General features: G+C 70.9%; 22 protein-coding genes and 1 riboswitch. Of the genes, 4 read left to right on the top strand and 18 right to left on the bottom strand.

Going from position 1 to position 25,467, the window contains the following annotated elements; all coding sequences use genetic code 11:
* Window positions 1-3: 3 nt before the first annotated feature.
* The 12 genes from nadD to AC0Z9V_RS00590 form a co-directional block, all read right to left on the bottom strand.
* Entirely contained in the window at window positions 4-672 is a 669-nt protein-coding gene (nadD, locus tag AC0Z9V_RS00645) for a nicotinate-nucleotide adenylyltransferase (protein WP_279628611.1), read from the bottom strand.
* Window positions 673-707: 35 nt separating this feature from the next.
* Window positions 708-944, bottom strand: a complete 237-nt coding sequence (locus tag AC0Z9V_RS00640) for a hypothetical protein (RefSeq protein WP_459267711.1) — start codon at window positions 942-944, stop codon at window positions 708-710.
* Window positions 945-1,052: 108 nt separating this feature from the next.
* Window positions 1,053-2,375: a glutamate-5-semialdehyde dehydrogenase gene (locus tag AC0Z9V_RS00635; protein ID WP_485140398.1), complete on the bottom strand. Its 1,323-nt coding sequence runs from the start codon at window positions 2,373-2,375 to the stop codon at window positions 1,053-1,055.
* A 48-nt stretch (window positions 2,376-2,423) separates the two neighbouring features.
* The gene (proB, locus tag AC0Z9V_RS00630) at window positions 2,424-3,581 is read right to left on the bottom strand and encodes a glutamate 5-kinase (RefSeq protein WP_459289751.1); all 1,158 of its coding nucleotides are present in this window, start codon (window positions 3,579-3,581) and stop codon (window positions 2,424-2,426) included.
* A gap of 2 nt (window positions 3,582-3,583) precedes the next feature.
* The gene (gene obgE, locus AC0Z9V_RS00625; RefSeq protein ID WP_485140397.1) at window positions 3,584-5,167 is read right to left on the bottom strand and encodes a GTPase ObgE; all 1,584 of its coding nucleotides are present in this window, start codon (window positions 5,165-5,167) and stop codon (window positions 3,584-3,586) included.
* Window positions 5,168-5,285: 118 nt separating this feature from the next.
* Window positions 5,286-5,546 carry a 50S ribosomal protein L27 gene (rpmA, locus tag AC0Z9V_RS00620; RefSeq protein ID WP_087073579.1) on the bottom strand — a complete coding sequence of 87 codons (261 nt, stop codon included), beginning with the start codon at window positions 5,544-5,546 and terminating at the stop codon, window positions 5,286-5,288.
* Between the two features lie 56 nt (window positions 5,547-5,602).
* On the bottom strand, window positions 5,603-5,911 hold the full coding sequence (gene rplU / locus AC0Z9V_RS00615) for a 50S ribosomal protein L21 (protein ID WP_087073581.1): 309 nt from the start codon (window positions 5,909-5,911) through the stop codon (window positions 5,603-5,605).
* A gap of 219 nt (window positions 5,912-6,130) precedes the next feature.
* Window positions 6,131-7,726 carry a bifunctional hydroxymethylpyrimidine kinase/phosphomethylpyrimidine kinase gene (thiD, locus tag AC0Z9V_RS00610; RefSeq protein WP_485140396.1) on the bottom strand — a complete coding sequence of 532 codons (1,596 nt, stop codon included), beginning with the start codon at window positions 7,724-7,726 and terminating at the stop codon, window positions 6,131-6,133.
* A riboswitch (TPP riboswitch) is annotated at window positions 7,718-7,828 on the bottom strand. It overlaps the preceding gene by 9 nt.
* Before the next feature lie 102 nt (window positions 7,829-7,930).
* On the bottom strand, window positions 7,931-11,257 hold the full coding sequence (locus AC0Z9V_RS00605) for an Rne/Rng family ribonuclease (RefSeq protein WP_485140395.1): 3,327 nt from the start codon (window positions 11,255-11,257) through the stop codon (window positions 7,931-7,933).
* Between the two features lie 559 nt (window positions 11,258-11,816).
* Entirely contained in the window at window positions 11,817-13,790 is a 1,974-nt protein-coding gene (gene dxs, locus AC0Z9V_RS00600; RefSeq protein WP_485140394.1) for a 1-deoxy-D-xylulose-5-phosphate synthase, read from the bottom strand.
* A gap of 121 nt (window positions 13,791-13,911) precedes the next feature.
* Window positions 13,912-15,273, bottom strand: a complete 1,362-nt coding sequence (locus AC0Z9V_RS00595) for a class I SAM-dependent RNA methyltransferase (protein WP_485140393.1) — start codon at window positions 15,271-15,273, stop codon at window positions 13,912-13,914.
* 9 nt (window positions 15,274-15,282) lie between these two features.
* A complete protein-coding gene (locus AC0Z9V_RS00590) occupies window positions 15,283-17,259 on the bottom strand; it encodes an APC family permease (RefSeq protein WP_485140392.1) in 1,977 nt (658 codons plus the stop codon).
* Between the two features lie 102 nt (window positions 17,260-17,361).
* Between AC0Z9V_RS00590 and AC0Z9V_RS00585 the strand changes: the two genes are divergently transcribed.
* The gene (locus tag AC0Z9V_RS00585) at window positions 17,362-18,036 is read left to right on the top strand and encodes a potassium channel family protein (protein ID WP_133081714.1); all 675 of its coding nucleotides are present in this window, start codon (window positions 17,362-17,364) and stop codon (window positions 18,034-18,036) included.
* The gene (locus AC0Z9V_RS00580; protein ID WP_133081713.1) at window positions 18,033-18,710 is read left to right on the top strand and encodes a potassium channel family protein; all 678 of its coding nucleotides are present in this window, start codon (window positions 18,033-18,035) and stop codon (window positions 18,708-18,710) included. Before AC0Z9V_RS00585 ends, AC0Z9V_RS00580 begins: the two co-directional genes overlap by 4 nt.
* A gap of 206 nt (window positions 18,711-18,916) precedes the next feature.
* Here the strand turns inward: AC0Z9V_RS00580 and AC0Z9V_RS00575 are convergent, their stop codons facing one another.
* The 5 genes from AC0Z9V_RS00575 to dut form a co-directional block, all read right to left on the bottom strand.
* Window positions 18,917-20,050, bottom strand: coding sequence for a glutamate--cysteine ligase (locus AC0Z9V_RS00575; protein WP_133081712.1), 1,134 nt, complete (start codon window positions 20,048-20,050; stop codon window positions 18,917-18,919).
* A gap of 174 nt (window positions 20,051-20,224) precedes the next feature.
* On the bottom strand, window positions 20,225-21,007 hold the full coding sequence (locus AC0Z9V_RS00570; RefSeq protein ID WP_485140391.1) for a DUF3159 domain-containing protein: 783 nt from the start codon (window positions 21,005-21,007) through the stop codon (window positions 20,225-20,227).
* Window positions 21,008-21,247: a hypothetical protein gene (locus tag AC0Z9V_RS00565; protein ID WP_244186211.1), complete on the bottom strand. Its 240-nt coding sequence runs from the start codon at window positions 21,245-21,247 to the stop codon at window positions 21,008-21,010. It lies immediately after the preceding gene.
* A 125-nt stretch (window positions 21,248-21,372) separates the two neighbouring features.
* Window positions 21,373-22,185, bottom strand: a complete 813-nt coding sequence (locus AC0Z9V_RS00560) for a DUF3710 domain-containing protein (protein ID WP_485140390.1) — start codon at window positions 22,183-22,185, stop codon at window positions 21,373-21,375.
* 77 nt (window positions 22,186-22,262) lie between these two features.
* Window positions 22,263-22,772, bottom strand: coding sequence for a dUTP diphosphatase (gene dut / locus AC0Z9V_RS00555; RefSeq protein WP_133081708.1), 510 nt, complete (start codon window positions 22,770-22,772; stop codon window positions 22,263-22,265).
* Window positions 22,773-22,984: 212 nt separating this feature from the next.
* On the opposite strand from dut, the gene AC0Z9V_RS00550 reads away from it, so the two are divergent.
* A complete protein-coding gene (locus tag AC0Z9V_RS00550) occupies window positions 22,985-23,461 on the top strand; it encodes a DUF3093 domain-containing protein (RefSeq protein WP_133081707.1) in 477 nt (158 codons plus the stop codon).
* A gap of 72 nt (window positions 23,462-23,533) precedes the next feature.
* Here the strand turns inward: AC0Z9V_RS00550 and AC0Z9V_RS00545 are convergent, their stop codons facing one another.
* The gene (locus AC0Z9V_RS00545; protein WP_485140389.1) at window positions 23,534-23,848 is read right to left on the bottom strand and encodes a DUF4193 domain-containing protein; all 315 of its coding nucleotides are present in this window, start codon (window positions 23,846-23,848) and stop codon (window positions 23,534-23,536) included.
* Window positions 23,849-24,034: 186 nt separating this feature from the next.
* On the opposite strand from AC0Z9V_RS00545, the gene sepH reads away from it, so the two are divergent.
* The gene (gene sepH / locus AC0Z9V_RS00540; RefSeq protein ID WP_485140388.1) at window positions 24,035-25,453 is read left to right on the top strand and encodes a septation protein SepH; all 1,419 of its coding nucleotides are present in this window, start codon (window positions 24,035-24,037) and stop codon (window positions 25,451-25,453) included.
* Window positions 25,454-25,467: the final 14 nt, after the last annotated feature.

The following is a 25,467-nucleotide window of genomic DNA, read 5'->3' as shown; positions in this document are numbered from 1 at the left end:
GATTCATCCAGTCGGTTGTTTCTCGCCCTCGACGCCCGAGGACGGTGCGCCCTCCTGCCGGATGTCGCGCCGGTAGAGCCGGTGCTTGGCGATGTACTGCACGACGCCGTCGGGCACCAGGTACCAGACCGGCTTGCCCTCGCCCACACGGCGCCTGCAATCGGTGCTGGAGATCGCCATGGCCGGCACTTCCAGGAGGCTCACGTCGCGCCCGCGGCCGTTCAGCTCGTGCCCTGGCCGCGTCACCCCGATGAAGTGCGCCAGGGACCAGAGTTCCTCGGCGTTCTTCCACGTGAGGATCTGGGCCATGGCATCCGCGCCGGTGATGAAGAACAGTTGCGCATCCGGCCGTTCGACCTTCAGGTCGCGCAGCGTGTCGATCGTGAAGGTGGGGCCCGGCCGGTCGATGTCCACGCGGCTCACCGTGAAGCTGGGGTTCGACGCCGTGGCGATCACGGTCATCAGGTACCGGTGCTCGGCCGCCGTGACGTCCTTGTCGGCCTTCTGCCAGGGCTGGCCCGTCGGGACGAAGACCACCTCGTCCAGATCGAAGACCGATGCGACCTCGCTGGCGGCCACGAGGTGACCGTGGTGGATCGGATCGAAGGTGCCGCCCATGACGCCGAGGCGCCACGGCGAACCATCACGATGCCGCTGCCGGAGGCCACCCATGACGTCCCGCTCGATACCCTCTGCCACCAGGACTGCTAGTGCCGGTTCGCTTCGCCGTGATCGTGGTTGTTCGCGTGCTGCTTGTGCGGGTCGATGTGCTCTTCGACGGCCTCGTGGCGGTTGCGCACGTTGGAGAAGGAGATCGTCACGATCATCAGGGTGAGCAGGACACCCATGGCGATCAATCCGTACGCGATCGCCGGCATCGGCAGCTCGGAGTGGGTTTCCATGGCTTCGTTCGCCAGCAGTGCGCTGCCGAGGGAGTAGAGCATCGTGGTTCCTCTGTCGGGTCAGGTTCTGCCGGTGGTTCCGGTCCGGCGTGGGCATTTCCTCCAATGGTACGCGCAACGGGGCACGGGGCTCCGCCGACGGGAGGTCCGTCAGCGCCGGACGTGCCCCTCGCCCTGCACGATCCACTTGGTCGTCGTGAGCTCGGCCAGCCCCATCGGTCCCCTCGCGTGCATCTTCTGCGTGGAGATGCCGACCTCGGCCCCGAGGCCCAGTTCGCCGCCGTCGACGAACCGTGTCGATGCGTTGACCAGCACGGCGGCGGAGTCCACGCCGGCCACGAACTCCTCGGAGGACGCGAGGCTGTTGGTGATGATGGCCTCGCTGTGCCCGGTGCTCCAGCGTCGGATGTGCTGCAGCGCCTCGTCGACGCTGTCCACGGTGCGGACTGCGAGGTCGAGCTGCATGTATTCGCGGTTCCAGTCGTCGTCGGTCGCCGACGGAGCAGCCGTCCCCTCGGGCAGGAACGCACGCGAGCGGTCGTCGACGTGGAGCGTCACCCCGGCGCGCGAGAGGGCGGCGAGGACTGCAGGAGCGGCTCCGGAGCGGCTGTGCACGAGGAGGGTCTCGACCGTGTTGCAGACGCTGGGGCGCTGCGTCTTGGCATTGAGCAGGATGTCGACGGCCATCTCCTCGTCGGCGCTCTCGTCGAGGAGGATGTGCACGTTGCCCTCGCCGGTCTCGATCACGGGGACCCGGGCGTTCGTGACGACGGACTGGATGAGCTCGCGTCCGCCGCGCGGGATCAGCACGTCCACGCGTCCGCGGGCCTCCATGAGCACGCGGGCGCCCTCCCGCCCGAACTCGTCGATGGTCAGGACGGCGTCGTCGGGCAGCCCGTGGTCCTCGAGGGTGTCCCGGATGACGCCAACGAGCGCCGCGTTCGTGGCGGCGGCCGCGCTGCCCCCGCGGAGGATCACGGCATTCCCGCTCTTCAGGGCCAGGCCGGCGATGTCGACCGTGACATTCGGGCGGGCCTCGTAGATCGCCGCGACCACGCCGAGGGGCACCCGGACCTGCCGCATCCGGAGCCCGTTGGGCAGCGTCTCCGCACGCACGGCGGTCCCGACGGGATCAGGAAGGGCGGCCAGCTGGGCGAGTGCATCCGCGAGCCGGCCGATGCGCTCCGGGTCCAGGCTCAGCCGGTCCAGCAGGTAGTCGGAGGTCCCGGCGGCACGGCCGCGCTCGACGTCGGCCCGGTTGGCGGCCAGCACGAGGTCCCGCCGGGCGACCAGCGCGTCGGCGATCGCCAGCAGCACGCGGTCCTTGCGGGCGCGGTTCGCCCGGCCGAGGATCCTCGAGGCGGTCCTGGCCCGGTCCGTGATCGCGTGGACCGCCGCGGTGAGCTGTTCCGGGGTGAGCGACGGCGTGTCGTCGGTCCGGGCGGTCGTGGGCTCAGCCTGCAGATCGGTCATCCCAGCAGTCTAGCGAGGAGCCGGTTCGGAGGACGCCCGGAGGTCGGGTTATGACGCGGCGGCAGGCCGCAGCACCACGAGGTCGTTCACGTGCACCACGGAACGCTCGTACTCGGCGCCCAGCTCCTCCGCGAGATCATGCGTGGAGCGTCCGAGCATGCGCGGCAGCTCGGACGAGCTGTAGTTGACGAGTCCGCGCGCCACCACGGTCCCGTCGCTGCTCACGAGCTGCACGGGGTCACCGGCCTCGAAGACGCCGGAGACGCCGACCACTCCCGCGGGGAGGAGGGACCGCCGCCGCTCCCCCACGGCGCGGACGGCGCCGTCGTCGAGCACGAGGGTGCCGAGGACCCTCGCGAGGTGGGCCAGCCAGAGCAGGCGGATGGGCTGCCGCTTGCCGGTCGCCGTGAACCAGGTGCCCACGTCCTCGCCGCGCAGCGCAGCGGCGGCATTCGCTGTGGACGTCACGAGCGCGGGGATGCCGGAGGCCGCCGCGATGGTGGCGGCCTCGACCTTCGTGACCATGCCGCCCGTGCCGACGCCCGCCTTGCCTGCACGCCCGATCGTGACACCGTCCAGGTCGGCCGGCGACTCCACGAGCGGGATGCGCAGGGCACCCTCGCTCGGTGGGCCGTCGTAGAGCGCATCGACGTCGCTGAGGAGCACCAGTGCCTCCGCCTTGACGAGGTGGGCGACGAGGGCGGCCAGGCGGTCGTTGTCCCCGAAGCGGATCTCATGGCTGGCCACGGTGTCGTTCTCGTTGACGATCGGCACGACGCCGAAGTTCAGGAGCCGCTCCATCGCCCGGTGCGCGTTGGCGTAGTGGGACCGCCGGATCAGGTCGTCCGCGGTCAGCAGGATCTGGCTCACCGTCACGCCGTGCGCGGCGAAGGCCTGCGAGTACTGCGCCATCAGCAGGCCCTGGCCGACGCTCGCTGCGGCCTGCTGCGTGGACAGCTGCGCGGGACGCCGGGCGAGACCCAGCGGCGCCAGACCTGCCGCGATCGCACCGGAGGACACGAGGATCACCTCGGTCCCCGCGGTGCGCCGCGCGGCGAGGACATCGGCGAGGCCCACGAGTGCCTCGCCGGAGATGCCGCCCGAGACGGACGTCAGGGACGACGAACCGACCTTGACGACGATCCTCCGCGCGGACGGTAGTCCCGCCCGGGAGGCCAGCGGATGCAGTGACGTGTCCAGGCCCACGGCTAGCCCTCGGACTCGCCGTCCGCTTCCTGCGGCGCAGGGGCAGGCCGCGTCCGCTTCTGCACCGATTCGGTCCAGATGCCGGCCTTGCGGTCCGCCTCGAGATCGGCCCGGGCGGCAGCCTTCGCCTCCTTGCGCTCCTGGTACTCCTCACGCTTCTGCTCGCGCGTCGGCCGGACGTACTCGGCCAGGCGCAGGTCGGAACCGCGCGGTCCGGCGAGCAGCTCGGCGCCGCCCATCATCGTGGGCTCCCAGTCGAAGACGACGCCGTCGCCCTCGCCGATCACCACGGTGTCGCCGGGCTTGGCGCCGACCTTGAACAGCTCCTCCTCGACACCGACCTTGGCCAGGCGGTCCGCGAGGTAGCCGACGGCCTCGTCGTTGGTGAAGTCGGTCTGCTTGACCCAGCGTTCGGGCTTCTCGCCGAGCACGCGGAAGAGGGGAAGGGCGTCCTTCTCCTCGAGGCGGATCCGGAACGGTGCGGCGTTGACGCCTCGGGGGCGCAGCACGGGCGGCGCGACCTTCGGAGGTGCGGCGGCAACGGTCCTGCGCGCGTTCTCGACGATCTCCGCCATGGCGAACCCGAGCTGGCGCAGTCCCTCGTGGCTCGACGCGGACACCTCGAAGACGCGATAGCCGCGCTCCTCGAGCTCGGGACGGACGAAGTCCGCCATGTCCCGTCCGTCCGGCACGTCCACCTTGTTGAGGGCGACGAGGCGCGGGCGCTCGTTGAGGGGGACGACGTCGCCGTCGGGCCCTGCGTAGCTCATGTCCACCGAGTACTTCTCGAGCTCACGCTCGATGATGCCGAGGTCCTTCAGCGGATCGCGGTCCGTCTCGAGGGCGGCGCAGTCCAGCACGTGCACGAGGGCGGCGCAGCGCTCCACGTGGCGCAGGAAGTGGTGGCCGAGGCCCTTGCCCTCGCTCGCACCCTCGATCAGGCCGGGGACGTCCGCGATGGTGAAGCGCGTGGAACCCGCTTCGACGACGCCCAGGTTCGGCACGAGCGTGGTGAAGGGGTAGTCGGCGATCTTCGGGCGGGCCGCCGACATCGCGGCGATCAGGCTGGACTTTCCGGCGGAGGGGAAGCCTACGAGGGCGATGTCCGCGATGGACTTGAGCTCGAGGACGACATCCCGCTCGTCACCGGGGATGCCGAGCAGCGCGAACCCCGGGGCCTTGCGCTTCTGCGAGGACAGCGCGGCATTGCCGAGGCCGCCCTGGCCGCCGGCCGCCGCGACGAACTCGGTGCCTTCACCGACGAGGTCGGCGAGGACCTCGCCGTCCTTCGACTTGACCACGGTGCCGTCCGGCACCGGCAGCACGAGGGTCTCCCCGTTCTTGCCGCCGCGCCAGTCACCCATCCCGTTGCCGCCGTTCGTGGCATGCCGGTGGGGGGCGTGGTGGTAGTCGAGGAGCGTGGTGGTCTGGTGGTCGACGCGGAGGATGACGTTGCCGCCGTCGCCGCCGTTACCGCCGTCGGGCCCGCCGAGGGGCTTGAACTTCTCGCGGTGGACAGAGACGCAGCCGTGGCCGCCGGTGCCTCCGGATACGTGCAGGACTACGCGGTCAACGAAACTCGCCACGTCGGTCTCCTTCTACAAATGCTTCACTGTGCCGAGTCGGGTCGGCTTAAAAGAAGGTGGGGCGAGCCATAGAGGCTCACCCCACCCGAATGCTTGGTGCACCGTGTGCTGGCAGAGACTACTCTGCTGCCGCGCCCACGATGTTGACGACCTTGCGTCCACGACGGGTACCGAATTCCACGGCACCTGCCTCGAGTGCGAACAGGGTGTCGTCGCCGCCGCGGCCGACATTGGCGCCCGGGTGGAAGTGGGTGCCGCGCTGGCGGACGATGATCTCGCCGGCCTTGACGACCTGGCCGCCGAAGCGCTTGACGCCGAGGAACTGTGCGTTCGAGTCGCGGCCGTTGCGAGTGGAGCTTGCGCCCTTCTTATGTGCCATGAGTTATGCCTGCCTTCGCTGAAGTGTCTACGTGACCGATCGGTAGCCCGAAGGGACTACGCGATGCCTGTGATTTTGACGCGGGTCAGTTCCGAACGGTGACCCTGGCGCTTCTTGTAGCCGGTCTTGTTCTTGAACTTCTGGATGACAATCTTCGGTCCACGAAGATTCTCGACGATCTCGGCAGTGACGGTGACCTTCGCGAGGTCCTCCGCTGCGGAGGTGATCTTGGCGCCGTCTACCAGAAGGAGGGCGGGAAGCTTGAACGTGCTTCCTGCCTGACCGGTGACGCGGTCAAGGGTAACGAGGTCTCCTACAGAAACCTTTTCTTGGCGGCCGCCTGCGCGGACAATCGCGTACACCACTTGGGAACTCACTTCTCTCGACAATCTTGACTTCTGATGAAAAAACCTGGGTGCGCCTCGGCGGCAATCCTGGGGTTGCTCGTCGTGCGGGACCCGCACTGGTGCCTTCGACGTCGCCGCCCGGAGGCCGCTCGTGTCTGCTGGACATCCCAGTCTGCGAATCCTGCGCAGTTGCCGCCGGACATGCCGGTTGACAGGCAAGTGCACCGAGGGTTCAGATTACGCCAGTACAGCGCCCTCCCGCAAATCAGCGGGCGCTCGGCGCGCGGCAGCGCGGGCCCTCGGGGCGTCGAAGAAGTCCCGTTCATAGGCGGCGGACCAGCGGAACGCCGCAAGCATCGCCGTGCGTTCGACCGGGGACGCCCGTCGGTGCGCGCCGTCGGCGATCTGCTTGGCGCGCGCGGTGGCCTCCGCGAAGCCGGGGTCGGCGTAGGTCGCAATCCATGCGGCGTAGGGATGCGTGCCGGACGGGCCGTGGCCTCCGGGTCCTCCCTGCGGTCTCTCCTGCACCCTCTCCTGCACGTGGTCGCCGACCGCTGCGTAGAGCCAGAAGCACGGCAGGACGGCGGCGACGAGTTCCGCGTACGATCCCCGCCCGGCGACGGCCCGGAGGTGGTCGCAGTAGGCGCGGGTGACGGGACCCGCATCGCCCTCCCCTGCCCGGATGCCGGTCTTCCCCGACAGCCAGGTCCGGTGCAGCTCCGCCTCGGTCTGCAGGCACGACGTCGCCGCGGTCAGCCAGAACAGCTGCTCGTCCTCGGCCGGCGCCATGGCGGCGGCACGGGCCAGGACGGCGGAGTAGTCGCGGAGGTACAGCGCGTCCTGCTGCAGGTAGTAGGCGAAGTCGGTCGCGGGAAGGTCCCCCTCCGTCAGCGCGGTGAGGAAGGGCAGCTCCAGGAGGTTCCTGCGCAGTTCCCCGATGTCGCGCCAGGCGAGCTCCGTGAAGCGCTGGTGCGCGCGAGGATCAGGTCCGGCGTGGAAGTGGTGCACCGGTCCGCTGCCTGCTCCCACGTCCAGCAGGTCGGCGCCCTGCAGTGCCCCTTCGAGCCAGGACTTCGCCTCCCGCACCGCCGTGGGCCAGTCGCCGGTCACGGCGACCCGCGTGGCGATCGCGGACGACAGCGAGCAGCCCGTACCGTGCGTGTTCTCGGTCGGCACCCGGCAGCCGTCGAGGACCACGGTGTCCGGGCCGCCCGTTGCGTCCTGCGGGGCGGGGACGAGGGCGTCCGGGCATCGTTCGCCGGGCAGGTGCCCGCCCTTCACCAGCACCCGGGTGCCGAGCCGGACCGCGAGGACCCTCCCCTGCTCGAGTGCTGCGGACCAGGAGGCGGCAGGGTCCGCTCCGACGAGGACGGCGAGCTCCGCGATGTTCGGGGTCACCAGCGACGCACGCCGGGCGAGGTCGACGACGGCGCGTACCGCGTCGTCGTCGAGCAGCCGCGCACCGCTGGTGGCGACCATGACCGGATCGAGCACGACGACCGGCGGGCGGGCGTGGTCGAGCCATGCGCCGACGCAGCGCGCCACGGCGGCGGAACCGAGCATCCCGATCTTCACGGCGTCGATGCGCACGTCCTCGGCGATGGCGTCGAGTTGCTGCCGGAGGAAATCCGTGGGCGGGATGTGCACCGCGGTCACGCCGCGGGTGTTCTGCGCCGTCAGGGCGGTCACCACGGCCATCGCGTACCCGCCCGTGGCGCTGATGCTCTTGATGTCCGCCTGGATCCCGGCGCCGCCGCTCGGATCCGAGCCGGCGATGCTCAGGATGTTGGGGATCCCGGAGATCGGATCGCACGCTGTTCGGGCAGTGTCCATGACTGACATCCCTCCGCTAGGCACGGGCGCGAGGCCCACTAGATCAGGTTCGACGGGTGTGATCTCAGCCCTGCATCCGGCAGGGCACCCCGTGTCACCGACCAGCCTATAGCAGCCGGGCGCCCATGGACGGGACACGCGAAGGCCGGAGCCCCTGGGGACTCCGGCCTTCGCGTGCCTGCCGATCCGTCGTGCGTGGAGCTGCTACAGCTCCGACGCCGGCACGCCGACGCCGAAGATCAGCGGCTCCGCACCGGATAGCTCCGGCTTCCGCGCGATCGGCCCGGCCTTCGCGACGTGCCGCGTCCCGGAGGGCTCGGCGGCGGTCTCGGCACCCTGGGTCTCGATCGTGGTGTCCGCAGCACCCTGCGCGCTGCGGGCGACCCGGCGTCGCGGCCGGGACCGGCGCGCCGGCGCCTCGGGCGCGGGAACGACGACGGGAGGTGCGGCGCTGGTCGCGGGGACCGCCCGGACCTCGGCGGCCTCCTCGCGGTCGCCGTCTGCCGCGGCGCCGTCGCCAACGGGCGCGACGTCGACGGCCGGGACGTCCACATCGGCGGGCCGGCGGTTGAAGGCCTCGCTCAGGCTGTCCAGCGTCAGGCGCGTCGCGGGCGCCTCCTGGGCCTCCTCGACGGCCGGCCGACGGCTCTCCGCCCGTGGCAGTGTCACCGTCTCGCCGTTGATCGTCAGCACGGCTTCCGTGACCTGGACGTCGGCGTCGGCAGGGGCCTGCTCCGCGTGCTCCTCGTGGGCGTGGTGCGTGGCGGCCGCGATGCTGGCGAGCGCGGCCCGGGCCGCTTCGGCCTTCGCCGCGCGGTCAGGGGTCTCGGCCACGGGGGCCGGGGGCAGTGCGATGCCCTCGTCCTGCTGGTTGCCGCGTCCCCGGTTGCGCTTGCGCTCGCTCCGGGACGGCTTGTCCTGGCGCAGCTGCTGCTGGTTGTCGGGCGCAGGCACGGAACGGCGGTGCTCCACGGGCTCCATGTGGGTGACGACGCCGCGGCCCGCACAGTGCTCGCAGTCCTCGCCGAAGACCTCGAGCAGGCCCGTGCCCATGCGCTTGCGCGTCATCTGGACGAGCCCCAGCGAGGTCACCTCGGCGACCTGGTGCTTGGTCCTGTCACGGCCGAGGCATTCGACGAGACGGCGCAGCACGAGGTCGCGGTTCGCCTCGAGCACCATGTCGATGAAGTCGATCACGATGATCCCGCCGATGTCGCGGAGCCGCAGCTGGCGCACGACCTCCTCGGCCGCCTCGAGGTTATTCTTCGTGACGGTCTCCTCGAGGTTGCCGCCGCTGCCGGTGAACTTGCCCGTGTTGACGTCGACCACGGTCATGGCCTCGGTGCGGTCGATCACGAGCGAGCCGCCCGACGGCAGGAACACCTTGCGCTCCAGGGCCTTCGAGATCTGCTCGTCGATGCGCGAGGCGGCGAAGATGTCCTCGTCGCCCGTCCACTTCTCGAGCCTGCCGACGAGGTCCGGCGCCACGTACATGACGTAGGCCTCGATGGTGTCCCAGGCCTCCTCGCCGGAGACGACGAGCTTGGAGAAGTCCTCGTTGAAGACGTCGCGGACCACCTTGATGGTGAGGTCGGGCTCGCCGTAGAGGAGTTCGGGCGCCAGGGTCTTGGTCGAGCCGGCCTTGCGCTCGATCTCCTCCCACTGGGCACGGAGGCGGTTGATGTCGTGCGTCAGCTCCTCCTCGCTGGCACCCTCCGCCGCCGTCCGGACGATCACGCCGGCGTTCTCGGGCAGGCGGTCCTTGAGGATCCGCTTGAGGCGGTTGCGCTCGACGTCGGGCAGCTTGCGGGAGATACCGGTCATGGAGCCGCCGGGCACGTACACGAGGTATCGGCCGGGCAGGGAGATCTGGCTCGTGAGCCTCGCACCCTTGTGGCCCACCGGGTCCTTCGTGACCTGCACGAGGACGGGATCGCCCGACTTCAGCGCGAGTTCGATGCGGCGCGGCTGGCCGTCGAGGCCGGCCGCGTCCCAGTTGACCTCTCCGGCGTACAGGACGGCGTTGCGGCCGCGTCCGATGTCGACGAACGCCGCCTCCATGCTCGGCAGCACGTTCTGCACCTTGCCGACGTACACGTTGCCGATCAGCGAGTCCTGCTGCGTCCTGGACACGAAGTGCTCCGCGAGGATGCCGTCCTCGAGGACGCCGATCTGGATCCTGTCATCGCGCTGGCGGACGATCATCTGGCGGTCCACGGATTCGCGGCGGGCGAGGAACTCGGCCTCGGTGATGACCTGGCGGCGGCGGCCCGTGTCACGGGACTCGCGGCGGCGCTGCTTCTTGGCCTCCAGCCGGGTGGAGCCGCGGACGCTGGTCACACGGTCCGAGACGGGCTCGCTGGACTGGCGGGGAGCCCGCACGCGCGTGACGGTGTTGGGCGGATCGTCGTCCTCGCCGCCGGTCAGCTCGAGGTCCTGGTCTCCACGGCGGCGACGACGACGACGGCGCGACGTGACGCCCGCGCCCTCCTCGGGGCCGTTCGCCGGGGACCGTCCGTTGGTGTCCTCAGGACCCTCTGTCTGGCCGTCGTCGGTTCCGGCGTCGGCCTGGCCGGCATCGCTGCGGCTGCGCGTGCGACTCCGACGGCTGCGACGCGAGCGACGACCGGACTCGTCCGACTCCTCCTCGTCCGTGTCCTCCTGCGGCGGCGCCACCTTCACGGACGGCACGGTGACGGTGCTGAGATCCGGTGCGTGGAACAGCAGCGACAGCGGCGACTCGGGGACCGCGAAGGGATCGAACCGGTTCTCGTCCGACGGCGTGTCCTCCTGGCCGGCATCGACCTGCGTGATGTCGCCCTGCGCGGCTCCGTCCTGGGGCTGCGCGGACTGCCGGGACTCCGAGGCGGCGTCCGGGCGCCCTGCGGGAGTGTCGGCTGCTGCGGGAGTGCCGTCTGCTACGGGTTCCGCCACTGCGGCGTCGTCCGACTGCGCGGGCTCCGACGCCCTGCGGCTGCGCGTCCTCGTCGAGGTACGGCGCGCCCGTGCGGGCTTCTCCTCGGCCGGAACGGCGGGAATCGAGGCGGCGTCCGCTCCGACTGCGTCGGGCGCGTCGACGGGTGAGGCAGCGGTTGCGGCGTCGGCTGCGGGCGCGGGTGACGCGGCGGGTGCAGCATCGGCTGCGGGCTGCTCGACGGGACGGGCTGGGCCGGCTTCAGCGGTCGCGGCGCGTCGGCGGGTGCGGGGGGCCCGAGCGGTGGCCGTCGCTGCAGGGGCGTCGGAGGCCGGCGATGCTGCTCCGTCGCCGGCGGGTACGGCCACGGCGTCCGCCTCGGTCTCGTCCGTCACCACGACGGGCTTGCGCGCCCGGGTGGCCCGCTTGCGGACGGGGGCGGCGGCTTCCTCCTCGGGGGACGCCTCCGGTGCCTTGGGTGGTGCTCCCTCGGGGGCACTCGCGGTGCGGCGCTTCCGCGGCGCCCTCGCCGGTGCGGCCTGCTCCTGGGATTCCGGCGCGGTAGCGGGTGCTTCCGTCACTGCCTGTTCGTTTCCCTGCTGCTCTGACTGATCCATGCGTGCTCGCTCCAAACCCCTGCGGCACCGTCCACATTCCAGCGCCCTCCAGGGCGGTATGTCGGCCGGCCGCGGGCCCTTCGCCCGGCGGCTGACCGGAAGTCGTTGTCATGCCGTCCGAGGTCACACCGTCATGGGGGTGCGGAATCACTCGGAGGCCAGTGGCGCTTTTCCAACTCAGCCGCCCGTGTGGACGGTGGGTCCCGCCAGCGGATTCCGCCTACGTCCGCCGATGGGGCGGAGTCGATAGGACGGAAGCATCGCTCACGGAACGGAAGCCTGTCACCGGACCGGCGTGGGAATGTGGTTCCCCCACCAGCCATCGCCATTGTCTCACACCGGTTCCGGAAAGGGACCGATAGTGCGGGCTGCACTCGCGGACAGGAGCCGGTCCATCGTGCTCCGGGCGAGCGGTTCGGCGTTCCGGGGCCGTTCATCGGCGTCCGCCGTCGTCGGATGCCGGCCGTGTCCGCCGTCGTCGCGTTCGCGGATGCCTCCCCCGCGGGGTTCGGGCGGTGGCGTGCTGCGGGAAGCGGCGATCCACCGCTTCCCGCAGGGATCAGTGCTTCGGGAACTGCCCTGTGACCGGCGATGCGTCGTCGGCGAGCGGCCTCGCGACCGGCACCTTCGTACCCAGGACCTGCGCGACGACGTCGTGCGTGATCTGCTGGGCGGTGAGGCCGACGCGCTCGAGGACCTGGTTCCGGGAGCCGTGGTCGAGGAACTCGACGGGGAGTCCCACCTCGTTGAGCGCGGTGTCCACGCCCGCGGACCGCATCTCCTGGCGGATCCTCGATCCCACGCCACCCGCACGGACACCGTCCTCGATGACGATCACGATGCGGTGCTCGGCTGCGAGGTCGATCACCGAGCGGCGCACCGGCAGGAGCCAGCGGGGATCGATCATGGTGGAGCTGATGCCCTGCGCGCCGAGCCTGTTCGACACGTCGAGCGCGAGCTCGCTCATGGCCCCGACGCTGACGATCAGGACGTCGTTGGCGCGGGAGCCGGCGGGCCGGCGGGACAGCACGTCGACGCCGTCGTGCAGGCGTTCGATCGCCTCCACCTCCGCGCCGACGGATCCCTTCGAGTAGCGGACCACGCTCGGGGCGTCCGAGATGGCGACGGCCTCGCGCAGTTCCTCGCGCAGCCGCGTGGCATCGCGGGGGGCGGCGAGGTGCAGGCCCGGGACGGCCTGGAGCAGGGCGAGATCCCACATCCCGTGATGGCTCGCGCCGTCGGGCCCCGTGACGCCCGAGCGGTCCAGGACGATCGTCACCCCGGCCCGATGCAGGGCCACGTCCATCAGGAGCTGGTCGAACGCGCGGTTCAGGAAGGTCGCGTAGAGGGCGATGACAGGGTGCAGGCCGCCGAAGGCCATCCCGGCCGCGCTGGCCACGGCGTGCTGCTCGGCGATGCCGACGTCGAACACGCGGTCCGGGTGCCGGGCGGCGAAACGGTGCAGTCCGACGGGGATGAGCATGGCGCCGGTGATGCCGACGATGTCCGGCCGCTCGTCGGCGATGTCGGCGATCTCGTTCGCGAAGACCGAGGTCCAGGACTGCTGGCCCGCGGCGTCCACCGGTTCGCCCGTCTCGGGGTCGATGATGCCGACGGCGTGGAACTGGTCGGCCTCGTGGGCCCGGGCCGGGGCGTACCCGTGGCCCTTCTCCGTGATGGCGTGCACGATCACGGGCCCCTCGTAGTTCTTCGCGAGGTGCAGTGCCTGTTCGACGGCGGCCTGGTCGTGGCCGTCCACGGGGCCGACGTACTTCATGCCGAGGTCCTCGAACAGGCCCTGGGGTGCCCACCAGTCCTTGATGCCCTTCTTCATGGCGTGGAGGCTCTTGTAGCTGAACGCGCCGACCGTGCCGCCGTTCTGCATGCGGGTCTTCACCCAGTCGAGGGTGCGCTCGTAGACGCGGTGGGTGCGCACGGAATCGAGGGTGGGACGCAGCGAGGCGAGATAGTCGGCCACACCGCCGATCGTGGGCGCGTAGGAACGGCCGTTGTCGTTGACGACGATCACGACCCTGCGCCGCTTGTCCGCGGCGATGTTGTTGATCGCCTCCCAGGCCATGCCGCCGGTGAGCGCACCGTCGCCCACGAGGACGACGGCGTAGCGGTCGCCCTCGCCGTTGAGGACCCGGGCCCGGGAGATGCCGTCGGCCCAGGAGAGCGAGGACGAGGCATGGGAGCTCTCGACGACGTCGTGCACGGACTCCGCGCGCGACGGGTAACCGGACAGGCCGCCCTGCTGGCGCAGGGTGCTGAAATCCTGCCGCCCGGTCACGAGCTTGTGCACGTAGGACTGGTGGCCGGTGTCGAAGATGATGCTGTCCCGCGGTGAGTCGAAGACGCGGTGGATGCCGAGGGTCAGCTCGACGACCCCGAGGTTGGGCCCCAGGTGTCCTCCGGTCCGCGAGACGTTGCTGACCAAAAAGGTACGGATCTCCTCGGCGAGCGCTGACAGTTGCGTGTCGCTGAGCTTGCTCAGGTCCTGTGGGCCGTGGATCGTCTCCAAGAGTCCCATCGGCGCCTCCTCGGTTCGTTCGGCGTGGCGAGGGATCGCCCTCGATTGACCTTAACTCTAACGTCCGGGTGTCCGGCGGGGTGCCTCGATCGTCCGCCCGGCTCGCCCGAGCCCTCCGTCGTCAGGCCGGTGGCGGCAGGAGCCGCGCGAAGGATTCCATGTGGTGCGTGTGCGGGTAGAGGTCGAAGACGCGCAGGGAGTCGAGCGACCAGCCCGCGGCGAGGAAGTAGCCGAGGTCGCGGGCGAACGACGCCGGGTCGCAGGACACGTAGCCGACGACGCGCGGGCGGGCCTGCACGATCTGCCGGACCACCTTCCTGCCGGCCCCCGCCCGCGGCGGGTCGAGCAGGACGGCGTCGAGCGGTTCGCTCCAGCGGCCGAGCACGGCGTCCACCCGCCCCTGCACGATCGACACGTGGTCCTGGCCGTGCAGGTTGCGCCGCGCATCGCGGCTCGTCCCGGGCGCACCCTCGACCGACAGCACCGAACCCTCCGGCCCGACGGCGCGGGCGAGTGGCACGGTGAACAGACCCGCGCCAGCGTAGAGGTCGGCGATGCGTTCACCCGGCGCCGGCTGCAGCCCGTCGAGCACCGCGGACACGAGCGCCTCGGGAGCACCCCGGTGGATCTGCCAGAAACCGGCTCCCGTGATCCGGTAGTCGATGCCGAGGACGCTCTCCTGCAGCCACGTCCTCCCCTTCAGCCGCTCGACCTGCCCCGACGCGGGATCGAGGACGCCCACGGAGGCGCCGTGGACGGACGAGGCCACCGAGGCGACGCGCCGCGGGGACGTGCCCGCCGCGGGGACGAGCAGCACGAGCGGCTCACCCCCGCCCGACGGGACGGCGACGTCCACCCTCGCGATGCCGCTGAGGTCCAGCGCCCACAGCCGCAGGTCGTTGACGGCCGCGACGGCCAGCGGCATCTCCCGGACGGGGACGACGCCGTGGGAACGGTGCAGGTGCATGGCGAGACGGCCGGCCGAATCCACGGCGAAAGCCGCGCGCGTGCGCCAGGCCAGGCCGTCGGGTGCCTCCCCCGGCGCTGCCTCGACCGTCACCGCCCGGTCGGTCTTCGCGAGGCGGACCAGCTGCTCCTCGACGATGGCACCCTTGAGCCGGCGCTGCTCGTCGAGGGCGATATGGCCGAATTCGGCGCCACCGACGGCGGAGCGTCCCTTCGCGGCGGCCGTGAGGGCGTCCGCCAGGGGCCAGGGATGGGTCACGCGGTGCGGGGAGGGCTCGATCACCTCGACGACATCCGCCCGCCAGAAGCTCGCGGCCTCGTCGGTGTCGGTGAACCGCACGCGGACCACTTCCTCCGGCAGGGCGTGGCGGACGAAGACCACGCGGCCTTCGTGCCGGGCCACGAAGTGCCCGCCGTGGGCGGGCCGTTCGATGGTCAGCTCGGACGTGCCGGCGGCGGAGCCTGCTGCCCGGTCCAGGTTCTCGGTGGGGTCGGCGGCTGGTACGGCGTCGGTCATGGTGTCTTCCTACTTCAGGTCCTGGTAGATCTGGGCCGCGTCGGAGGACGCGAGCTGCCACGGCACGCTGGCGACCATCACGCCGGGCACGAAGTGCAGCCGTGCCTTGATGCGGAGGGCGGTCTGGTTGTGGACCAGCTGCTCCCACCACTTTCCCACCACGTACTCGGGGATGTAGACCACGATCAGGTCGCGGGGCGAGTCCCGGCGCATCGTCCTGATGTACTCGAGGATCGGTGTGATGGTGTCCCGGTAGGGCGAGGCGAGGACTGTGATCGGCACCGGGATCTCGTACTTCTCCCAGTCGGCGAGGGTTCGGCGGGTCTGCTCGGGATCGACGTCGACCGTGATGGCATCCAGGCGCGACGGACGCGACGCCCGGGCGAAGGCGAGGGCGCGCAGCACCGGCTTCCGGACGTGTGAGACGAGGATCACGGCGTGCACGCGTGAGGGCAGGGCCCGCAGGCGGACCGCGTCGTCGATCGCGAGTTCCTCGGCGACGGCGTCGTAGTGCTTCTTGATGCTGCGCATCACCGCGAACAGGATCGCCATGGCGAGCACCGCGATCCATGCGCCGTACTCGAACTTGGTGACGAGGATGACGGCGAGGACCGCGGCGGTGAGCCCGAAGCCGAGGGAGTTGATGGCACGGGACTTGTGGATCCTCCACCGCTCCTGCTTGCCCACCGTGCTGCGGAGGGTCCTGTTCCAGTGCCGGATGAGGCCCAGCTGGCCACCCGTGAAGGAGACGAACACCCCCACGATGTACAGCTGCACCAGCGCCGTGACGTCGGCCCGGAACACGAGGATCAGGACGATGGCCCCCAGCCCGAGGGCGAGGATCCCGTTGCTGAACGTCAGCCTGTCCCCGCGGGTGCGCAGCTGGCGCGGCAGGTAGCCGTCCGTCGCGAGGATGGACGCGAGGACGGGGAATGCGTTGAAGGCGGCGTGGGCCGCGAGGAGCAGGATCAGGGCGGTCGCCGCCACGACCGCGTAGAAGGCGGGAGACCCGGCGTCGAAGACGGTCCTCGCCAGCTGGCTGACCACGGGCGCCTGGATGTAGTCGTCCGGGACGGGCGCGCCGTCGAGCAGCAGCTGGGCCTGCGGGTCCTGGACCACGTGCACGCGGGTGGCGTTCGCGAGGTAGAGGACGCCGGCGAGCATCCCCGAGGCGACGACGCCGAGGATCACGAGCGTCGTCGCCGCGTTGCGGCTGTGCGGGGCCTCGAAGCGCGGCACGTTGGCACCCGGCCCTTCGAGGCCCGTGAGGGCCGCAGCACCTGCGGAGAACGCCCGGAGGATCAGGAGCGCGCCGGCCAGCCCCACGAGGCCGGCGTCGAGGGCGGCGTCCGGGACGATCTCGAACCGCGCGCTGGGCGCCTGCGCGAGCGTCCCCGTGACCGCCTGGCCGATGCCGGTGGCACACAGCGCGAGGATCCCGGCGAGGAAGGCGTAGGTGATGACGGCGCGGGCGCGGATACCGCGCGTGATGCCCCGCAGGTTCAGCAGCACGAGCACCGCGACGCCGACGACGGCGAGGACCACGCGTCCACCCTCGAGGCCGGGCGCGAGGGAGACGACGTACTGTGCTGCGGCGGAGACCGACACGGCCACGGTGAGCAGGTAGTCGATCATCAGCGCGGACGCCACGGTGGTGCCGGCGCGGGGTCCGATGTTCCGCTTGGCGATCTCGTAGTCGCCGCCGCCCGAGGGATATGCGTGCACCGCCTGGCGGTAGGAGGCGACGACGACGAGCAGGACGGCGATGACGGCGAGGCCGACCCACGGCGAGACGGCCACGGACGCCACACCCGCGAGCGCGAGCGTCAGCAGGATCTCGTCCGGGGCGTAGGCCACCGAGGACAGCGCACTCGCCGAGAAGACGGGCATGGCGAGGCGCTTCGGCAGGCTCCTGTTCCTCAGCCTGTCGCTGGCGAAGGGCTTGCCCACCAGCACCCGCTTGACGGCCTCGAGAAAAGTCAGCACAGCCCACAGACTAGCGCGTCGGCGCCGGGACCAAGCCACTAGGCTTGATGCTGGTACGGCAGGGAACGGCAGGATCTACACCAAGAATCAGGGGTGCCCCCGGTGGCTCATTTTGTGATCATGGGATGCGGCAGGGTAGGCGTCAGCCTCGCCCATACGCTCGACGAATCCGGTCACTCGGTGGCGATCATCGACCAGGACGACCGCGCCTTCCGCCGCCTGCGGTCGTCCTTCGGCGGGCGCAAGGTCACGGGTGTCGGGTTCGACCGGGAGACCCTCAAGTACGCGGAGATCGAGGATGCCTACGCCTTCGCCGCCGTCTCGAGCGGCGACAACTCCAACATCCTCGCGACCCGGGTCGCCAGGGAGACGTTCCACGTGCCCCACGTCGTCGCCCGTATCTACGACCCGGGGCGCGCCGAGATCTACCAGCGGCTCGGGATCCCCACGGTCGCCGCGGTGCGCTGGAGCGCCGACCAGGTGCTGCGTCGCATCCTGCCGGAACAGACCATCAACGGCGATTTCCGGGAGACCTCCGGCCGGCTGATCCTCGCCGAGCTCGCGTTGAGCGATGCCTGGCTGGGCCGGTCCCTGCGCAGTATCGAGTCCGCGAGCGGAGTCCGGGTCGCGTACCTCACCCGATTCGGGGAGGGGATCCTGCCGACCGCCGAGACCAACTACCAGCAAGGGGATATCCTGCACGCCATGATGCAGACGACGGCGACGGACGAGATCGGTCGCATCCTCGCGGCCGCACCGCAGGAGGATCTCTCATGAGGGTCGTCATCGCCGGGGCCGGGAGTGTCGGCTCGTCCATCGCACGGGAGCTGCTGGGCAACAAGCACGAGATCCTGCTCATCGACGAGAAGCCGGAGGTGATCGGCCGCAGCGGGCTCAAGGGAGCCAAGTGGCTGATCGGTGATGCGTGTGAACTGACGACGCTCAAGGATGCCCGCCTGGAGGAGGCCGATGTCGTGGTGTCCGCCACCGGTGACGACAAGGTCAACCTCGTGGTGTCGCTGCTCGCGAAGAGCGAATTCGGTGTGGGCCGCACCGTGGGGCGCGTGAACAACCCGAAGAACGACTGGATGTTCGACGACTCGTGGGGTGTGGACGTCGCCGTCAACACCCCGCGCCTCATGACGGCCCTCGTGGAGGAAGCCGTCGAGATCGGCGATCTGGTCCGCCTGCTGACGCTCCAGACCGGCGTGTCCTCGATCGTCGAGTTCACAGTCCCTCAGGACTCCCCGCTCGTCGGCGGGACGGTCGGCTCCATCGAGCTGCCGGCGGACTGCGCCGTGGTGGCCCTGCTGCGGGACGACTCCCCCATCACCCCGAGCCCCGACGACGTCGTCGAGGGCGGCGACGAGATGTTCTTCCTCGCGGCGATCGCGGCGGAGGACGAACTGCGCGTCGCGCTCTCGGCGCGGAGCGACGGGGCCGGGAGCTAGCTGCGCGGGCCCGCCGGGGGGGGGGGGAAGATCTCCACGATCGCGTCGAGGTCCGCGCACGTGCCGTGCGGGGTGGGACTCACCACCAGGGCGGCGGGAGCTGCCGCAGGTCGGGAAGAACGCCTGGCCCGCCCCGACTCGGCCCTGCCGGTACGCGGGCGGCGTGTAGCCGTACCGATCGGGTTCCTGGTGCTCGGCGTCGATCGTCACGACTCCTGGTTGCTGCTGAGCAGGGCCGAGGGGGCCGGATCCTGCAGCGGGGTGGCCGGCAGGGCGCCGGCCACCACCGCGTCGGCGATGACGTCCCCGAGGCTGCCGGCCCTCGCGTAGGCGGTCCGCTGACGGGCGGCACCGGTCCCCCGCGCCAGGAGCTGGAACAGCAGGAACTCCACGGTGCCGAGTTCGCCCTGGTCCTCCAGGACCGGCTGGAGGTGGTCGAGCAGGGCCATGACCACCTCGAACGCGCCGCGCGGCTCGCCGGACAGCGGGTGCATCAGCCGGTCGTCGAGCCCGAACCTGCTGGCCTGCCAGCAGGCGAGCCGGAGCTGCACGGCGGGGGCCGGTACGGGTGCCACGCCGGCGCGCCACTGCCGCGCTGCCGTCTCCACGAGGCCCCGCACCAGGGCCGCGAGGAGAACGGCGTCGTCGGCCTGCAGGCAGACGTCGCCCACCCGGACCTCCACCGTGGGATGGCGGTGGCTCAGCCGGGCGTCGAAGTAGATCTGCCCCTCGTCGAGGGGGACCCCGGACCGGAGGATCTCCCGCACCTGGGCGCGATAGGCCTGGGCGGACCCGAAGATCTCGCAGGGACCGACGGTGGGCCAGCGGTTCCAGGCCTGGGAGCGGTAGCTCGCATAGCCGGTGTCCGTGGCGTTCCAGAAGGGGGAATTGGACGTGATGGCGGCCAGCACCGGGAGCCAGATCCGGATCCGGTCGAGGACGGCGACGCCCTCCTCGTCCGACACCACTTCCACGTGGACATGGCAACCACAGGTCAGCTGCTCCACCGCGGTGAGGCCGAACCGCTCCACCATCCGCTGGTAGCGCAGGCCAGGTGTCGTCGTGCTCGTCGCCGGAAGTGGTGATGTGGCGAGGGCGACGGCCCGGGCACCGACCGAGCGGGCCGTGGCGTCCGCTCGAATGCGCTGTGCGGTGATGTCACGGGACAGTTCGGCGAGGCCGATCCGCGGAGGGGTGCAGGTCTCGATCTGTTCCTGCTTCATCTCACTGCTGAGGCCGTCGGCTCCGCCGAGGCGCTCCAGCACGTCGCCCAGCGCGACGGGGTGTCCGTCGACGCCGTCGACGATCAGGAATTCCTCTTCGACACCTGTTCGACGCATCTTCGCGATCCTGTGGCACTGGATGGAGGGCCGGGCGCCGTTCGACCGACCCCCAGAGTGCCAGCATCGTAGGCCTGCCGAATCCGGCTCCGCAAGGAATGCTGCTGGGCCGATCGGGCTTGAAGAAGGGGATCCGCGACGGTCGCCGCGAGGACGACGACGAGGGGTGCCCGGCTACATGCCGGGGACGATGCCCGAGTCGGAGTCGGAGTCGGAGTCGGCCGGGCGCGGCCGGGAGACGACCCATGCCAGCCACAGCCCGAGGGCATACAGCGGCAGGCCCATGGCCACGCGCATGGAACCCAGCGCCGCCACGTTCTCCGTCAGGTAGAGCGGCACCTGCACCACGAGGCGCAGCGCCAGCACCGAGACGATGATCCAGGTGGCGAGGGAGTACGCGCGGACGCGGACGGGATCCTTCCGCCACTCGATACCCTCGTTGCGGAGGAGACCGAACAGGAGTCCTGCGAACGGCCAGCGGAGGACCACCGACGCGGCCATCGCGAGGATGTAGGCACCGTTGATGAAGAACCCGGGGAGGAAGAAGTCCTCCGCGTTGCCCGTGCGCAGGGCGACGAAGGCGCAGAAGGCGACGCCCACGAGTCCGGCGAGGGCCTGCGTGACGGGCGTGCGCGAGACGAGCCGGATCCCGGTGAAGACGGCGGAGACCGCCAGCGCCGCGACGAGCGAGACCGGGAGGTCGGTGGTGATCGTGAAGAGGACGGTGAAGACCAGGCCCGGCGCGATGCTTTCGGCGAGTCCCTGCACGCCACCGATCGAGGACAGGACGTCGATCTGGCCGGAGTGGTTGCGCTTCACCCCGGACCTGGCTGCGTACTGCGTGGCCAGGTCGGCCGCCGTGGGCCCGGCCTGCTGCGGGTCGGGGCGGGAGGCCGGGCGTCCATCGGCGCCGGAAGGCTCCGAGGACGCGCCGGGCTCGTTCGTGGGGTGGCTCATTCAGGACTCCTCGGGGCGGCCGATGATCTCGTAGCGGGGGTTGTACACGGTGGGCAGGCCGTCGACCCGGCTCAGCATGCCCTCGAAGCGCAACGCTACCCCTGCCTCCATGCCGGGGATGCGGCGCTGGCCCATCCAGACGATGCGCACGTCCTCCCGGGCGCCGTTCCAGTCGATCCGCGCCAGGACGGTGAACGACGGCGATGCGGTCACCGGCGCGATGGTGATCCGGTCGATCACGCCCCGTGCCTTGATCCTGCCGCGTTCCGGCAGCGCTGCGGGCACACCGGACGTACCCGCGGGCCCGCCCGTCGGCATGGACGAACCGGCCGGGCCTGGTGAGTACTGCCGGGATGGCACGTCGGCTAGCGGGTCTCGGTGATCTCGGGCCCGCGCTCCAGCGGGTTCAGGTCCGGGCGGGCGGCAGCCGGAGCAGCCGGCGGGCCGGCTGCGGCGTCCTTCGGCAGCCGGAGCTGCAACAGCTCCCGGGGCGGCAGGGGGTGGTCGCCACGAACCACGACGACGCTGCGGAACAGCTTCTCGATGGGCGCCGCGGCGCTCGGGTTCAGGGCCGCGGGACCGCCGAAGACACCGCGGAGGAACCAGCGGGGTCCGTTGATCCCCACGAAGCGGGCGACGCGGACGCCGGCCTGCCCGTCGGGCGTCTGTGCCGGCAGCTTGGCGAGCAGCTCCGTACCGAGGCGTCCCGGGCGCTCCTCGACGGTTCCGCCCTGGGAGCCGACGGAGGTCCCGATCTGCTCCCTGATCTCGTCCCAGAGCCCCTCCGTCTTGGGCGCGGCGAAGGCCTGGAGCTGCAGCGTGGATCCGGCCAGGTCCAGCGTCACCGCGATGACCCGCTTGCTCCGCTCCTCCACCTCGAGGCGCAGCTGGAGTCCTTCGGCGGCATTGATGCGAAGGGCACCGAGGTCGATGTAGCCGTGGTCGGTGTCCTGCTCAGAGGCGTCGAACGGACCCTGGGCGGCGCGGTCGTAGTCGGCACTCGCCAGGTGGCCGGCGGGTGCGGCCGGTTCGAGGGGGACTCCGGCCTCGTCCGGGGCTGCTGCCGGTGTGTCCGCCGGTACCGGCGCGTCGTCGACGGCGTCCGCCGCCGGCTCCTGCGTCAGCGGCGCGTCGGCGGCGTCGTCCTGCTTCTTCTTCCTGAGGCGCCCAAAAGCCATGTCCGGGGTCCTTTCCTGATGAGGTTCTCGTGGGGGTGCGATGTTCCGTGCGACGCGGCGGACGCCTGCGGGAGGCGTCAGCCGCCGGCCGCGGAGCGGAGGTCCGCGGGTGTCGCGTCGAGGGCACCGAAGCCGCCGGTGGACCCGAAACCGCCCGTGCCCCGCACGCTGTCGGGCAACTCGTCGACCACGGCGAAGACCGCGTGCTCGACCCGCTGGATGACCAGCTGCGCGATCCGGTCACCGCGGGAAAGCCGCACCGCCTCGGACCGGTCCGTGTTGAGCAGGCAGACCTTGATCTCCCCGCGGTAGCCCGCGTCGATGGTGCCCGGCGCGTTGACGATGGTCAGGCCGTGGCGTGCAGCGAGTCCGGACCGCGGATGGACGAGCCCGGCGTACCCGCGGGGAAGCGCCAGGGCCACTCCCGTGGGGACGAGCGCCCGCGCACCGGGCTCGAGGACGACGTCGACGGCGGTGCGCAGGTCCGCGCCCGCATCGCCGTCGGTGGCGTAGGCGGGCGGCTCGAGGCCGTCGTCGAGCATCAAGATCTGGACCCGGAGGTCCTGCTGTGTACCCATTGACCGCATCTCCCACGCAAGCTATCCGGTTACCAGCGTCCCACTTTAGCGCCTTTGCCGGTGCCCTACCCGACAGGCCCGGGCCACACCGACGGTGGCTCCTCCCGGACGAGGGCGGGGACGTCCCGGCCCCCGTCCGGGAGGGAGGGACCGTGCCCCACCCGCCGCTCCTGCGGCCCGGCCGGGATGAGACCGCCGCCAAATGATGGAATGCTGGTTCCATGTCCAGCGCGCCAGGGGAAGCACCCCGCAACACATCCGACGAGGCCGTCCTGTACGAGGAGCGCCTCTGGCCCTCACCCTGGATCTGGCTGATCGCCGCGGGATTCTCCTCGGCCGTGATCGTGATGTTCGCTCCCATCTCGATGGGATTCGGCTACGGTGCGGCGCTCGTCGTCGCCGTCATCGTGTTCACCCTGCTGATCCTGTCGACACCGCGTATCGCCGTCACCGGGACGACGCTGACCGTCGGGCGCGCGAGCATCGAGCGGAAGTACCTGGGCTCGGTGGAGTGGTTCGGCGGCGACGACGCGACCCACCAGCGGGGCCCGGGCCTGAACGGGCTCGCGTACCTCTGCATCAGGGGGTGGATCTCCCCCGTGGTGCGCATCGAGGTCACGGACCCCGAGGACCGCACACCCTACTGGCTGACCTCGTCCCGCACCCCGGAACGCCTCGTGGCCGCGCTCGCGGCCTGATCCGGCGCCCGCGCCCGGTCGGGACGGGGAACGACGCCGTCGGTCGACGGTGCCACATCTGCTGCGGTTGTGTCAGCCCTCGCAGTCCATGCAGTACAGCTGCCCGCCCCTGTCGAGTGCGATCTGCGACCGGTGACGGACGAGGAAGCACGAGGCGCAGGTGAACTCGTCGGCCTGCGCGGCGAGGATCTGCACGGAGATCTCCTCGCTGGAGAGGTCAGCTCCCGGCAGATCGTAGGAATCCGCCGCTTCGAGTTCGTCATCGTCGACCGGTGCGATCATCTGCGCGGTCTGCCCCGCCGGCCGATGCCCCGCGAGAACGTCCGTGCGGGTGTTCGAGTCGTCGTCGTCGACCGCCGTGCGCGGCGCGTCGTAGTCTGTCGTCATACCTGTCTTCCGCTCCATACTCTCTGGCCAACGCCGGGGTCTGCCCCTCCGGCTCCAACAACGCCGAAAGGCCGGGATTTGTGCCCGCTCCCGGTGTGCCGGCCGCCACGCCTCACCGCGTAGTAGGAAAGGCCGACATTCAATGGCAAAGTTTCACGTAGCAATTATTGTCGGCTGGAGGAATTGATGCAGGAGTTACGCCTGGTGGGTGTCCATGAGGATGGCGAACATCTGCTGTTGAGCGGCGGGGACGGCACGTCCTACCGCCTTCCCATCGACGATGCGCTGCGGGCCGCGAGCGACCGGATCCCGGACGCACCCCTGGCAGCATCACCGGAGGCTCCGGAGCCGGTCCGTCCGAAGCCCGCGAAACCCCCGAAGCCGCCGAAGCCGCCGGTGCATCTGACCCCCCGGGACATCCAGTCGCGTATCCGCTCGGGCGCCACGGCCGAACAGGTCGCCGCCGAATCCGGACTCGATCTCGCGCACGTCGAGCGGTACGAGGGACCGGTGCGTGCCGAGCGCGACTACGTGGCCTATCTGGCCCAGCGGGTGGAGGTCGCCACGCCGCTGCCCAGCCACGACGGCTACCGATCGGCCTTCGGGGACGACCCCGCACTGCTCGGGGACATGGTCGCCTTCCGTGTCCAGAGTTACGGGATCGACCCCGTGTCGCTCGAATGGGACTCCTGGCGCCGTCCGGACGGCTCCTGGCACGTCGAGGCGTCCTTCGACCTGCCGGACGATTCGACGGTGGACCTCGGCGAACAGCCTCCCGCCCAGTGGACGTACAACCCCACACGCAAGACCGTCGCCAACGCCAACCGCTGGGCGCAGGTGCTCAGCGAACTGGAGCCGCTCGACGGCCCGCTCCCCTCACGCCGGCTCAGCGCCGTGGCGGACCGTGTGTTCGACTTCGAGGCGGAGAAGGAGGACGAGGCTCCGACGCCGGACCAGGACGGTCTGCTCGACGTGCTCCGCTCCCGTCGCGGCCAGCGCCTCGGCGCCGACGAGGAAGGCGACGACGCCCTCGCCGAGCTGCTGACACGCGGGAGCATCCCCGCCGCGCATCCCCGTGACGAGGACGCCGACCAGGAGACGCCGGAGGGCGAGGAGGTCCCCATGCCGGGGCTGGCCCTCGCTCCTCGGTCCGGGGTCGCCGCCGACACGGAGACGGACACCGGTCAGGACGACGGCGCCGACGACGGAACCGCCGATGACGGTCAGGGCGGCGACGTCCTCGGGAGCGCGGCCGCCGACCCCACCCACCACGAGGACGGCACGCCCCGGCTGTACGAGGGCGTCAGCACGGACACGCGCGAGATCAGCATCTTCGCGCGACCGACGCGCAGGCTCCAACCGCCGGCAGCGGCGCAGCAGGGGACGGGGTCGCCGGCGGCACGCGCCGGCGGCCGCGGCGCGGCGGCGGCAGCGAAGGGCCCGGACAAGGATCCCGCCGAGCAGACGGTCAAGAATGCGGGCAAGGACCCCATCAAGGATCAGGGCAAGGACGCAGCGGAGGCCACCCCCGAGCGGCGCGTCAAACCGAAACGCTCCAGCGTCCCCAGCTGGGACGACATCGTGTTCGGACGCAAGGGCGACTGACCCGCGCTGCGTGC

It is taken from the genome of Arthrobacter sp. UYP4 (assembly GCF_057291175.1).
This window is presented reverse-complemented; position numbering and strand designations above follow the sequence as displayed.

What these genes read in the sequence shown, in the direction of transcription:
- dxs (WP_485140394.1), bottom strand. Translation starts at nt 13,790, where the DNA reads ATGGGACTCTTGGAGACGATCCACGGCCCACAGGACCTGAGCAAGCTC.
- AC0Z9V_RS00605 (WP_485140395.1), bottom strand. Translation starts at nt 11,257, where the DNA reads ATGGATCAGTCAGAGCAGCAGGGAAACGAACAGGCAGTGACGGAAGCA.
- AC0Z9V_RS00560 (WP_485140390.1), bottom strand. Translation starts at nt 22,185, where the DNA reads ATGGCTTTTGGGCGCCTCAGGAAGAAGAAGCAGGACGACGCCGCCGAC.
- nadD (WP_279628611.1), bottom strand. Translation starts at nt 672, where the DNA reads ATGGGTGGCCTCCGGCAGCGGCATCGTGATGGTTCGCCGTGGCGCCTC.
- AC0Z9V_RS00545 (WP_485140389.1), bottom strand. Translation starts at nt 23,848, where the DNA reads ATGACGACAGACTACGACGCGCCGCGCACGGCGGTCGACGACGACGAC.
- sepH (WP_485140388.1), top strand. Translation starts at nt 24,035, where the DNA reads ATGCAGGAGTTACGCCTGGTGGGTGTCCATGAGGATGGCGAACATCTG.
- AC0Z9V_RS00570 (WP_485140391.1), bottom strand. Translation starts at nt 21,007, where the DNA reads ATGAGCCACCCCACGAACGAGCCCGGCGCGTCCTCGGAGCCTTCCGGC.
- AC0Z9V_RS00640 (WP_459267711.1), bottom strand. Translation starts at nt 944, where the DNA reads ATGCTCTACTCCCTCGGCAGCGCACTGCTGGCGAACGAAGCCATGGAA.
- AC0Z9V_RS00595 (WP_485140393.1), bottom strand. Translation starts at nt 15,273, where the DNA reads ATGACCGACGCCGTACCAGCCGCCGACCCCACCGAGAACCTGGACCGG.
- AC0Z9V_RS00635 (WP_485140398.1), bottom strand. Translation starts at nt 2,375, where the DNA reads ATGACCGATCTGCAGGCTGAGCCCACGACCGCCCGGACCGACGACACG.
- thiD (WP_485140396.1), bottom strand. Translation starts at nt 7,726, where the DNA reads ATGGACACTGCCCGAACAGCGTGCGATCCGATCTCCGGGATCCCCAAC.
- AC0Z9V_RS00580 (WP_133081713.1), top strand. Translation starts at nt 18,033, where the DNA reads ATGAGGGTCGTCATCGCCGGGGCCGGGAGTGTCGGCTCGTCCATCGCA.
- rpmA (WP_087073579.1), bottom strand. Translation starts at nt 5,546, where the DNA reads ATGGCACATAAGAAGGGCGCAAGCTCCACTCGCAACGGCCGCGACTCG.
- AC0Z9V_RS00550 (WP_133081707.1), top strand. Translation starts at nt 22,985, where the DNA reads ATGTCCAGCGCGCCAGGGGAAGCACCCCGCAACACATCCGACGAGGCC.
- AC0Z9V_RS00575 (WP_133081712.1), bottom strand. Translation starts at nt 20,050, where the DNA reads ATGCGTCGAACAGGTGTCGAAGAGGAATTCCTGATCGTCGACGGCGTC.
- dut (WP_133081708.1), bottom strand. Translation starts at nt 22,772, where the DNA reads ATGCGGTCAATGGGTACACAGCAGGACCTCCGGGTCCAGATCTTGATG.